Below are 11,081 nucleotides of genomic sequence, written 5' to 3' on the forward strand. Positions count from 1 at the left end.
GCACCACCCAACCTAAATGTGCCTGCCCGAGGTAGGTTCTGGGGATGGCGGAGCGCGTGCAGCAGGTCGTGGCGGTCATGGGTCGCGGGGTCGTCGACCGCGGCACGGGGCTCGCCAGCGGCGACGACCTCGGACTCACCAGGGGCGACGGCTGCTTCGACGCCACGCTCGTGCGCTGGGACGGCGAGGGCTGGCTGGTCCACGACCTCGACGAGCACCTCGAGCGGCTGCGGCGGTCGGCCGACGCGCTCGGCATCCCCCTCGCCGACGACGACGCGTGGATCGAGCTGGTCGGCGACGCCCTGCAGGTCTGGCAGGGCGCGGACGAGGCGGCCCTCAAGATGGTCCTGACCCGCGGCGACGAGCACGGCGACGGCACCCCGCTCGCCTTCCTGACCCTCACCGCCGTCGACGAGCGCATGCAGGCCCAGCGCGCGGGCATCAGCGTCGTGACCCTCCCGCGCGGCTATGCGAGCGACGGCTTCGAGGGCGCGCCGTGGCTCCTCGGCGGGGTCAAGCTCCTGTCGTATGCCGTCCACGTCGCCGCCAAGCGCGAGGCCTCCGCACGCGGGGCCGACGACCCGGTGTTCACGTCGAGCGACGGCTACGTCCTCGAGGCGCCGACCTCGGCCGTCGTCTGGCTGCGCGACGGCGTGGTCGCGACGACGCCGACCGGCGCGACCGGGATCCTCGACTCGATCAGCGCCCGCAAGATCCTGGGCGGTGCCGAGCAGCACGGCTGGCGTGCGGAGCGTCGCCTCGTGACCCCGGCAGAGCTCGCGGAGGCCGACGCGGTGTGGCTCGTCTCGTCGGTGCGCAGCGTGGCGCCGGTGACGGCGCTCGACGGTCGGGCCCTGCGCACGGACGACGAGGCGACGCGGATCGTCCGCGCCCTCAACGGTTTCTGAGGCAGGCGGCGGGCGTGCCGTCATACCGGATCACCCTGGACGTCCTGGACGTGCTCCCGGGTCACGCGCCTCCCGAGGTGCTGCAGACCGCGGTCGCGACGGTGCGCGAGACGCACGTGGTCGAGGCGGACCAGCTCGACGTCGTCGGCGGGATGCCGCAGATCACGGTGAGGTTCACGATCGACGCGAGCAGCCGCGACGAGGAGGACCACGAGGCGCGCGTCGTGCGCGCCCGGATGGTGCACGCCGTCGCGCAGGTCGCGCGCTGCCGCAACGGCCGGGCGCTGCGCCGCGTCGGGGGACGCTGGGCCCTGATCCGCTGAGCCGTCAGCGCGCCCGGCCCCCGCGCCTAGCCCGTCCCGCCGAGGTCCGGCCTCTAGCCCCGGCCGCCGCGCCGCCGCTCCAGCCAGGGCCCGAACTCCCGCGACAGCGCCTCGCTCCAGGTGGGGATCTCCACGCCCTCCTCCTCGCGCCACCGCCGCCGGGCCAGGGCGCGCGAGCGATAGAGACCCACCAGCCCGATCGCAAAGACCGGCAGCTGCACCGCCATCGCCAGGCGAAAGCCCTCGAGCGTGTAGCGCCCGCCCGACGACGTCGCGTCGAGCACCAGACCGATCCCGAGGATGGCCAGCAGCGCGCCGGTGAAGGCGCCCATGATCACGACGCCCGTCGCGGCCCCGAGGCGGTGCGAGGGGTTGAAGGTCCGCGCGAAGTCGAACCCGATCGACGACCCCGGACCGCCCGTCGCCAGGCCGACGACGAGCACCACGAGCAGCCACATCGGGGCGCGACCGGGCCACAGCAGCACGGCGACCCACGGCACGACGTTGCAGGCGGTGACCATCAGCGCGAGGTTGGAGCGGCGCAGCGGATGGCGCTGGGTCAGCAGCCCGAGGACGGGGCCGATGCCGAGGCCCAGCACGACGAAGAGCGTGAGCAGCGCGGAGGCGGTCTGCGGCGAGAGACCCTCGCCCTGCACGAGATAGGGGACGCCCCACATCATCGCGAAGACCATCGGCGCGAACCCCGTCACCCAGTGCGTCCACAGCCCGAGCCGCGTGCCGGGATGCCGCAGCACGGCGCTGACCTGGCCCAGGATCGGCGGTCGCTCCACGGGCGCGGCGGTGGCGGCGCCGGGTGGGGCGTCGCGCAGCAGGGTCGCCGCCAGCAGGCAGGACGCGGCGGCGATGGCGGCCGCCGTGCCGAACGCCACGGTCCACCCGGGCCCGTGCAGCAGAGCCGACAGGGGGATGGCCGCGAGCACCTGCCCGGCCTGGCCGAGCAGGCCCGTGAGCTGGGTGAACAACGGCACCTGACCCGGGGGGAACCACGCCGGGACGAGCCGTATGACGCTGCCGAAGGTCATCGCGTCGCCGGCGCCGACGAGGACGCGGGCCGCCATACCGGTCGGGACGTCGTCGGCCGTGGCCATCAGGATCTGGCCGACCGCCATGAGGGCCGCGCCGATCGTGACCATCCGCCGCGTCCCGAACCGGTCCAGCGCGATCCCCACCGGCACCTGCAGCCCGGCATAGACCAGCAGCTGCAGCACGACGAACGACGCCACGATGCCCGCGGGCGCGTGGAAGCGGTCGGCCGCGTCGATCCCCGCGACGCCCAAGGAGGTTCGCTGCAGCACGGCCGCGGTGTAGGCGATGACCCCGACGACCCAGACGATCCACCCTCGCGTGCTCACGGGTCCAGTCTCGCCTACGGTCGAAGGCATGACGGACATCCCCGACACCACCGACAGCCGCTCGATGCGCGAGCGCCGCGACGCCGGCGACCCCTATCGCGTGGACGAGGAGCTCGGCGCCGCCATGGAGCGGGCCCAGGCCACCATGCGGCGCGCCAACGCGTGCGAGGACGCCGACGAGCGCCGCCGCCTGCTCGAGGAGCTCCTCGGGTCGTATGCCGAGACCGCCCACCTGCGCGCCCCCGTCTACGTCGACTACGGGGACAACCTGCACGTCGGCGAGGGGACGTTCGCCAACTACGGACTGATGGCCCTGGACGTCGCGGAGATCCGGATCGGCGCCCAGGTGCAGATGGGACCCAACGTCCAGCTCCTGACGCCGACCCACCCCGTCGAGCCGGGTCCCCGCCGCGAGGGCTGGGAGGGCGCGCGCCCCATCACGATCGAGGACAACGTCTGGATCGGGGGCGGCGCGATCGTCCTCGCCGGGGTCACGGTGGGTCGCGACTCGATCGTCGGCGCGGGCGCGGTGGTCACCAAGGACGTGCCCCTCGGCGTCGTCGTCGTGGGCAACCCGGCCCGCGTCGTCCGCGAGCTCTGACCCGACGGGTCACGTGGAACGTTCAAAGATCGCGGTTGCGCACCCAAGATGCCCCGACGGGTCACTTCGGGGCGAGACGAATGGCGGAGCACGCGCCGGGTGACGGTGTGGCATCCGTTCGGCGGCGCGCCGCCGTCATGCGGCCTCGATGGTGCACGCTAGGCGACGAACTGCAGGCGTCTGGTCATGGATCCCTGCACGCACCCGACGAGAGGCCACGGCACGACGATGGACGCACCACCGACGGACGACCCCGGGACGCCCGGGACGACGGCCGACCCCGCCACCACCGACGCGGGTGACGGCGCCGGAGCCAGCAAGGTCACCAAGCGCCAGGCCCGGGACGACGCGCACGAGGCAAGCCTGCGGCGCGGCGCCCAGATCGCCGACCAGCGCGCGCAGGAGTGGACCCGCCCCGGCGGCATACCCCGGATGCTGGTGATCCTCCTCGGCCTTGCCGCCGCCTGGATCGGCATCCAGGGGATGACGGCCAACAAGGACCTCATCGCGCCGGTCTTCTTCGCGATCAACCTGATGATCGCGGCCTACCCGCTCAAGGGGTGGCTGACGCGCAAGGGCGTGCCCGAGTGGATCGGCTCGATCCTGGCGGGGCTGGTCGTGTTCGCGGTCATCATCGCGTTCTTCTCCGCGCTGGGCTGGTCGATCGCCTCGCTCGTGGCCGAGATCCCGCAGTACAACAGCAAGTTCGAGCAGCTCTACGCCCAGTCGCTGGACCAGCTGAGCAGGTTCGGCCTCAGCGAGTCCACGCTGCTCGACCAGCTCAAGGGCATCAACCCGCAGAGCATCATGGGCTATGTCACGACCGTGCTGACCGGTCTGCAGAGCTTCACCGGCCTGCTGGCCGTCATCCTCACCGTCCTGTTCTTCCTGATGATGGACGCGACGGGCTGGGGCAAGCGCATGGACCTCGGGCGCCGGCACCACCCCCGCATCGTCGAGGCGCTCGACGCGTTCGGCGGCGGCGTGCGTCGCTACTGGATCGTGTCGACGGTCTTCGGCCTGATCGTGGCGGCGCTCGACTGGGCCGCGCTGCTCGTGCTCGGCGTCCCGCTGGCCGCGGTGTGGGCCGTGCTGAGCTTCCTCACCAACTACATCCCCAACATCGGCTTCGTCATCGGCCTGATCCCGCCGGCGCTGATGGCGCTGCTGGCCAAGGGCCCCATGACGGCGCTGTGGGTGGTCGTGGCCTATTGCGGGCTCAACTTCGTCGTGCAGTCGATCATCCAGCCGAAGTTCGCCGGCGACGCCGTCGGCGTGACCCCCACGCTGTCCTTCCTGTCGCTGCTGTTCTGGGCGTCCGTGCTCGGGCCGATGGGCGCGATCCTGGCCCTCCCGATGACGCTGCTGATCAAGGCCGTGCTGATCGACTCGGACCCGCAGGCGCGCTGGGCCAATGCCTTCATCGCGGCGAACCCGGCGACCGCCGAGTCGGGGATGGTCAAGGACACGGTCGATCCGGAGAACGAGGACGACGACGCCGTCGCCTGACCCGCCCCCGGCAGAGGCATCAGCCGGGCCTCGTTCAGCAGGCTGATGATCCGCAGGCCGGTCGATCTGTCCGAGCCGATGGACCACGCGCCACTTTGTAGATACGTAGTACCCTCCTCGTGGAGGTGGTTTCATGACTATCGTGAACGCGCGGACGTTCAACCATTCGCCGTCCAAGGTCAAGGCGATGGCCAAGGAGGGTCCGGTCTTCGTGACCGACCGGGGCAACCCGACCCTTGTCGTCCTCAGCATCGACGAGTACGAGCGGTTGTCCGGGGCCGGTAGCGTCCTCGACTCGCTGCGCATGGACGTCGAGGTGGACTTCGAGCCGGTGATCAGCCGGACCCTGGGCGAGGTCCCAGCGCTGTGAGCTTCCTGCTCGACACGAACGTCGTCAGCGAGCTCCGCAAGCCTTCTGCTGACGCCGGCGTCGTGAGCTGGGCCGCCCAGCTGGCCAGGCGCGACGCATACCTGAGCGTGGTCACCATCCGCGAGATCGAGGCCGGCATCATCCTGGTCGAACGACGCGACGAGCGTCAGGGGGCAGTCCTGCGGTCATGGCTCGAGGAGCGGGTCCTCGTGCAGTATGCCGACCGCCTGCTTCCCGCGGACCTGGCGGTCGCCCGGCGTGCGGCGGCTCTGCACGTCCCAGATCCTCGGCCCGAGCGGGATGCGTTGATCGCGGCCACCGCGCTCGTGCACGGGCTGGTGGTCGTCACCCGCAACGTGAGCGACTTCGCCCCCACCGGCGTGGAGGTCCTCGACCCGTGGAGTGCGGCCACCTGAACCAGCGAGTCAGCGCCAGCGCCATGTGCGCCCACTCACGGGCCAGGGGGATGCGCTCCGAGGGTCGACCCGGTGGAGGGCCGGGGCCAGGCGTGGTCAGGCCAGGCGTGGTCAGGCTAGGCGTGGCCGGGGCGGACGAGGCGGAGCGCGAGCGTCGTGAAGTGGTCGGCCACCGCCTGCGGCGTCCATGACGCGTCGGCGGTCCACCAGCGCGCCACGTCCACGCCCAGCGAGATGAGGGCGGTCACCGTCATACGAGGCTGGTCCGTCTCGAACTCCCCGGACGCGACCCCGGCCTCCACCACGGACCGGAAGACGTCGGTGATCTGGCGGCGCAGGTCCCCGACCTCGGCGAGGTGCTCGGGCGTGAGCGCGTCGAGCTCGTAGTTCACGATCCGCGAGACCGTGTGGCGCTCGGCGTGGGTGAGGACCCAGGCGTGCGCCAGCGCCCGGAGCTGCTCGGTGGGGGAGTCGGCGGAGGCCACCGCCTCGCGGGCCAGCCGCAGCACCTCGGCGTGGCCCTCCAGCGAGAGGGCGTGGAGCAGCGACTCCTTGCTGGCGTGGTGGACGTAGACGGCGGCCGGGCTCATGCCGGCGGCCGCGGCGATGTCGCGGGTCGTGGTCGCGTGGAAGCCCTTGTCGGCGAAGGACTGCAGCGCGGCGGCCTTGATGCGGTGACGCGCGTCGCGGGTCGGGCCGGTCGGCATAGGGATCACACCTCTCACCTCTTGACCCGGGTGCGGGTCATGAGCGATTCTCTGACGAGACCACCAACTAAGCAAGCGCTTAGTCAGCCCGTCCCACACGATCCGCCAGCCGAGGAGACGCGATGCAGCGCACCATCTACGACGAGGACCACGAGGCCTTCCGACAGTCCGTCAAGGAGTTCGTGGACCGGACCCTCGCGCCCCGGGCGGAGGAGATGATCCGGGACCACGTCATCGCCCGAGACATCTGGGAGGAGGCCGGGGCCCAGGGCTTCTTCGGCCTCAGCATCCCGGAGGAGTATGGCGGCGCCGGCATCGACGACTACCGCTTCAACGCCGTGTTCGCCGAGGAGATCGGCAGGTTCACCAACGCCGCTGGCTCGTGCTTCGGCATCCACGCCGACATCACCGCCCCCTATCTCGTGCACCTCGGCACCGAGGAGCAGAAGCAGCGGTGGCTGCCCGACGTCGCCGCCGGCAAGAAGATCATGGCCATCGGGATGACCGAGCCCTCCGGCGGCTCCGACCTGGCAGCGCTGAAGTCCACCGCCGTCCGCGACGGCGACGACTGGGTCATCAACGGCTCCAAGACCTTCATCACCAACGGCCACCAGTGCGACCTCGCCGTCGTCGCCGTCCGCACCGACCCCACCAAGGGTGCCAAGGGCATCTCGTTGTTCGTCCTCGAGGCCGGCATGGAGGGCTTCACCAAGGGCAACAAGCTCGACAAGGTCGGCCAGGAGGAGTCCGACACCTCCGAGCTGTTCTTCGAGAACGTCCGCGTCAGCAACGACCACCTCCTCGGGCCCGAGGGGATGGGCTTCATCGAGATGATGAAGCACCTGCCGCAGGAGCGCCTCGGTGCCGCCGTCGGCAACCTCGCCAACGCCCGCCAGATCCTCGCTGAGACGATCCAGTACACCAAGGACCGCAAGGCCTTCGGCCAGCCCATCGGCACCTTCCAGCACAACAAGTTCAAGATCGCCGAGATGGTCACCAAGTGCGAGGTCACCCAGGCCTTCATCGACCAGTGCGTGATCGCGCACTCCGAGGGCACCCTCACCGCCGTGGACGCGGCCAAGGCCAAGTGGTGGGCGAGCGAGGTGCAGTGCGCCGTCCTCGACGAGTGCGTCCAGCTCCACGGAGGCTACGGCTACATGAACGAGTATCGCGTCGCCCGCGCCTGGCGCGACGCCCGCGTCCACAAGATCTGGGCGGGGAGCAACGAGATCATGAAGGAGCTCATCGGGCGGGACCTGGGCCTCTGAGCCTGGCTCTGCACCAGCCTGTATGACGTCCTGGCGTCGCCGGGGTGCGGGCGGGCGGCCTTCCACTCGCCGCTCGTCCCTCGCGGCTCCCGCCAGACCCGCCTGTCCGCCCACCCGCACCCCGGCTCCACCCTCAGCACCCACCCTCTCTACTACGCAGCAGACGACGAAGGAGTCAGGTAGTGAACAGGTTCGACGGCAAGGTCGGGATCGTCACGGGGGCGTCCCGGGGGATCGGGCTGGCCATCGCGCGGCGGCTCGTCGCCGAGGGCGCCAAGGTCGTGATCACGGCCCGCAAGCCCGAGGCGCTCGCCGCCGCGGTGGAGACCATGGGCGGTGAGGAGCACTGCATCGCGGTCGCGGGCAACGCCGGTGACCCCGCCCACCAGGACGAGGCGATCCGGACGGCCGTCGAGCGGTTCGGGGGCCTGGACCTGCTGGTCAACAACACGGGGATCAACCCGGCCTACGGGCCGCTGATGGAGATCGACCTCGACGTCGCGCGCAAGATCCTCGACACCAACGTCGTGGCGGCGCTCTCCTGGGTGCAGAAGGCCTATGCCGTGCGGATGCGCGAGCACGGCGGCTCCGTCGTCAACGTCGGCTCGGTCGCGGGCCTGCGGGCGGCGCCGGGGATCGCGTTCTACGGCGCGAGCAAGGCCGCGCTGCTGCACCTGACCGAGGAGCTCGCCGTCGAGCTCGGGCCCGCCATCAGGGTCAACGCGGTCGCGCCCGCCGTGGTCAAGACCAGGTTCGCCGTCGCGCTCTACGAGGGGCGCGAGGAGAAGGCGTCGCGCGGCTACGCCCTCAAGCGGCTCGGCGAGCCCGAGGACGTCGCGGGGGCCGTGGCCTACCTGCTGTCCGACGACGCCGCGTGGACGACCGGGCACACGATGGTCCTCGACGGCGGCGCCACGCTCATCGACGGCTCGGCGATCGGCGGCTGACCGCGATGGAGGCGTTGCGCGACAAGGGAGTCGTGGTGACCGGAGCGGCCGGGGGCATCGGCCGCGCCATCGCCGAGGCCTGCCTCGCAGCCGGGGCACGCGTGGTCGTCAACGACCTCGACGCCGAGCGGCTGCTGGCGACCGCGACGGAGCTCGGCGCGTATGCCGTGCCCGCCGACGTCTCGACCAACGACGGCATCGCGGCGCTGATCGAGCTCTCGACCGCCCACCTCGGCCGCATCGACGTCTGGGTCGGCAACGCCGGCATCCAGGGCGGCCGCGGTCTGGAGACGCCCGACGAGACCTGGCAGCGCGCCCACGAGGTCAACGTCATGGCGCACGTGCGTGCCGCCCGGCTGCTCGTGCCGGCCTGGCTGGAGGGCCGGGGCGGCCGGTTCGTCGTCACCGCCTCGGCGGCGGGGCTGCTCACGATGATCGGCGCGGCGCCCTACTCCGTCACCAAGCACGGGGCGGTGGCCTTCGCCGAGTGGCTGGCGGCGACCTACGGCCACCGCGGGATCGACGTGCACTGCCTGTGCCCCCAGGGCGTGGACACCGCCATCTATCGCAACGCGGGCGAGGTGCAGGGGCTGCTCGCCGCGGACGGTCTGCTGACCCCCGCCGAGGTCGCCGCTGCGCTCCTCGAGGCGATCGAGCAGGGCCGGCACCAGGTCCTGCCCCACCCCCAGGTCCGGGAGTATGCCGTCGCCCGGGCCACCGACACCGACGCGTGGGTGCGCGGGATGCAGCGCCTGCAGCGCCGGTATGACGCCCCGCCCCGATCCACCGAGGAGAACGCATGAAGGCCTGGACCGTCGCCACCCTGGGCGAGCCCACCGAGGTGCTCGAGCTGAGCGAACGTCCCTCACCCGAGCCCGGCCCCGGGCAGGTGCACGTGCGCGTGCGAGCGACCGCCGCGAACTTCCCCGACGTGCTCATGATCAAGGGCCTCTACCAGGTCAAGCCGCCGCTCCCGTTCGTGCCCGGCGTCGAGGTCTGCGGCGACGTCATCGCGGTCGGCGCGGGCGTGCAGCACGTCCGGCCGGGGCAGCGCGTCGCCGGCATGGCCGCCGTCCCGCACGGCGGGTTCGCCGAGGAGGCCTTGCTCGACGCGACCGCGACCATGCCCGTGCCCGACGGCATCTCGGACGAGGCGGCCGCGGCGCTGACCATCGCCTACCAGACCGGGTGGTTCGGCCTGCACCGTCGCGCCCACCTGCAGGAGGGGGAGTGGCTGCTCGTCCACGCCGCCGCGGGCGGGGTCGGCAGCGCCGCCGTGCAGCTCGGCAAGGCCGCGGGCGCCCGGGTCATCGGCGTCGTCGGTGGGCCGGACAAGGTCGAGGTCGCCCGCCGGCTCGGCTGCGACGCCGTCATCGACCGCCGCGACGAGGACGTCGCCGCGCGCGTCAAGGAGATCACCGAGGGGCACGGCGCGGACGTCGTCTACGACCCTGTGGGCGGCGCGGCCTACCAGCAGTCCACCAAGTGCATCGCCTTCGAGGGCCGCATCGTCGTGGTCGGGTTCGCCTCCGGCGACATCCCCGCGCCGACGCTCAACCACGCGCTGGTCAAGAACTACGCGATCCTCGGGCTGCACTGGGGGCTCTATGCCACCAAGGACCCCCGCTCGCTGCTCGCCTGCCACCAGGAGCTCGCCCGCCTGCTCGCCGCCGGGGCCATCGCCCCGCTGGTCAGCGAGCGCGTCCCCCTGGAAGACCTGCCCGACGCCCTGTCCCGCCTTGGCGCGGGCGACACCACTGGACGGGTCGTCCTGACCCCCTGAGACTGGCGGTGAGCACGGTGGCCCCCGGCCCCGCGAGCGCCGCACCCGCACGGCCCGACATACGACCACTCGACGAGGAGTCCCCATGACCGCTCAGCCCGACCAGACCAGCACCCAGCGCACCGCCATCGTGACCGGTGCCGCCCGCGGCATCGGTGCCGCGGTCGCCCGCCGGCTCGCCTCCGACGGCATGGCCGTCGCCGTCCTCGACCTCGACGAGGCCGCCTGCCAGGGCGTGGTCGACGAGATCACCGGCGCCGGTGGCCGCGCGCTCGCCGTGGGCGTCGACGTGTCCGACGAGGCCGCCGTCACCGCCGCCGTGGAGCGCGTCGCCGCCGAGCTCGGCGCCCCGACCGTGCTGGTCAACAACGCGGGCATCATCCGCGACAACATGCTCTTCAAGATGAGCGTCGACGACTGGGACTCCGTCATGGGCGTGCACCTGCGCGGCTCGTTCCTGATGACGCGCGCGGCGCAGCGCTACATGACCGAGGCGAAGTACGGCCGCATCGTCAACCTGTCCTCCACCTCAGCGCTCGGCAACCGCGGCCAGGCAAACTACGCCGCGGCCAAGGCGGGCATGCAGGGCTTCACCAAGACCCTGGCCCTCGAGCTCGGCAAGTTCGGCGTGACCGCCAACGCCATCGCCCCCGGCTTCATCGCCACCGACATGACCAAGGCGACGGCCGCGCGCATGGGCATCACCTTCGAGGAGTTCCTCGAGGGTGCCGCGAAGCAGATCCCGGTGGGCCGTGCGGGCCAGCCCGAGGACATCGCCGCCACGGCGTCCTGGCTGTGCGCCGAGGAGTCGGGGTTCGTGAGCGGCCAGGTGATCTACGTGGCCGGCGGGCCGAAGGACTGACCGACAGGCGCAGC

Annotated in this window: 13 protein-coding genes; 11 read left to right on the top strand and 2 right to left on the bottom strand. The window is 71.9% G+C overall.

The window, feature by feature from the left end; translation table 11 throughout:
- The first annotated feature begins 44 nt into the window (after positions 1 to 44).
- Positions 45 to 908 (top strand): aminodeoxychorismate lyase, encoded by an 864-nt coding sequence (locus B2P18_RS13060; RefSeq protein ID WP_029212298.1) that lies wholly within the window; start codon positions 45 to 47, stop codon positions 906 to 908.
- 14 nt (positions 909 to 922) lie between these two features.
- Positions 923 to 1,231, top strand: coding sequence for a hypothetical protein (locus B2P18_RS13065; protein ID WP_019286702.1), 309 nt, complete (start codon positions 923 to 925; stop codon positions 1,229 to 1,231).
- Between the two features lie 53 nt (positions 1,232 to 1,284).
- On the opposite strand, the gene B2P18_RS13070 is transcribed toward B2P18_RS13065, so the two are convergent.
- Positions 1,285 to 2,604 carry an MFS transporter gene (locus tag B2P18_RS13070; RefSeq protein WP_286960752.1) on the bottom strand — a complete coding sequence of 440 codons (1,320 nt, stop codon included), beginning with the start codon at positions 2,602 to 2,604 and terminating at the stop codon, positions 1,285 to 1,287.
- A gap of 28 nt (positions 2,605 to 2,632) precedes the next feature.
- On the opposite strand from B2P18_RS13070, the gene B2P18_RS13075 reads away from it, so the two are divergent.
- From B2P18_RS13075 to B2P18_RS13090, 4 genes are all read left to right on the top strand, one after another.
- On the top strand, positions 2,633 to 3,205 hold the full coding sequence (locus B2P18_RS13075) for a sugar O-acetyltransferase (protein WP_239261816.1): 573 nt from the start codon (positions 2,633 to 2,635) through the stop codon (positions 3,203 to 3,205).
- A gap of 228 nt (positions 3,206 to 3,433) precedes the next feature.
- On the top strand, positions 3,434 to 4,714 hold the full coding sequence (locus B2P18_RS13080; protein ID WP_286960760.1) for an AI-2E family transporter: 1,281 nt from the start codon (positions 3,434 to 3,436) through the stop codon (positions 4,712 to 4,714).
- A gap of 133 nt (positions 4,715 to 4,847) precedes the next feature.
- A complete protein-coding gene (locus B2P18_RS13085) occupies positions 4,848 to 5,084 on the top strand; it encodes a type II toxin-antitoxin system Phd/YefM family antitoxin (RefSeq protein WP_286959812.1) in 237 nt (78 codons plus the stop codon).
- Positions 5,081 to 5,500 carry a type II toxin-antitoxin system VapC family toxin gene (locus tag B2P18_RS13090; RefSeq protein ID WP_286960769.1) on the top strand — a complete coding sequence of 140 codons (420 nt, stop codon included), beginning with the start codon at positions 5,081 to 5,083 and terminating at the stop codon, positions 5,498 to 5,500. The genes B2P18_RS13085 and B2P18_RS13090 overlap by 4 nt, the downstream gene beginning before the upstream one ends.
- A gap of 116 nt (positions 5,501 to 5,616) precedes the next feature.
- Here B2P18_RS13090 and B2P18_RS13095 read toward each other — a convergent pair whose 3' ends face one another.
- A complete protein-coding gene (locus tag B2P18_RS13095; protein ID WP_286960771.1) occupies positions 5,617 to 6,207 on the bottom strand; it encodes a TetR/AcrR family transcriptional regulator in 591 nt (196 codons plus the stop codon).
- Between the two features lie 122 nt (positions 6,208 to 6,329).
- Here B2P18_RS13095 and B2P18_RS13100 point away from each other — a divergent pair, with 122 nt between their 5' ends.
- The 5 genes from B2P18_RS13100 to fabG all read left to right on the top strand — a co-directional run bounded on the left by B2P18_RS13100 (position 6,330) and on the right by fabG (position 11,067).
- Positions 6,330 to 7,475, top strand: a complete 1,146-nt coding sequence (locus tag B2P18_RS13100) for an acyl-CoA dehydrogenase family protein (RefSeq protein WP_154592008.1) — start codon at positions 6,330 to 6,332, stop codon at positions 7,473 to 7,475.
- Between the two features lie 182 nt (positions 7,476 to 7,657).
- A complete protein-coding gene (locus tag B2P18_RS13105; protein ID WP_029212306.1) occupies positions 7,658 to 8,422 on the top strand; it encodes an SDR family oxidoreductase in 765 nt (254 codons plus the stop codon).
- A 5-nt stretch (positions 8,423 to 8,427) separates the two neighbouring features.
- Positions 8,428 to 9,225, top strand: coding sequence for an SDR family NAD(P)-dependent oxidoreductase (locus B2P18_RS13110; protein WP_286960792.1), 798 nt, complete (start codon positions 8,428 to 8,430; stop codon positions 9,223 to 9,225).
- Positions 9,222 to 10,205, top strand: coding sequence for an NADPH:quinone oxidoreductase family protein (locus tag B2P18_RS13115; RefSeq protein ID WP_286960794.1), 984 nt, complete (start codon positions 9,222 to 9,224; stop codon positions 10,203 to 10,205). The genes B2P18_RS13110 and B2P18_RS13115 overlap by 4 nt, the downstream gene beginning before the upstream one ends.
- Positions 10,206 to 10,290: 85 nt before the next feature.
- Positions 10,291 to 11,067, top strand: a complete 777-nt coding sequence (fabG, locus tag B2P18_RS13120; RefSeq protein ID WP_286960802.1) for a 3-oxoacyl-ACP reductase FabG — start codon at positions 10,291 to 10,293, stop codon at positions 11,065 to 11,067.
- The last annotated feature ends 14 nt before the right edge of the window (positions 11,068 to 11,081 follow it).

The sequence above is a fragment of the Arsenicicoccus sp. UBA2120 genome, assembly GCF_002330965.1.
GTDB lineage: Bacteria > Actinomycetota > Actinomycetes > Actinomycetales > Dermatophilaceae > Arsenicicoccus > Arsenicicoccus bolidensis.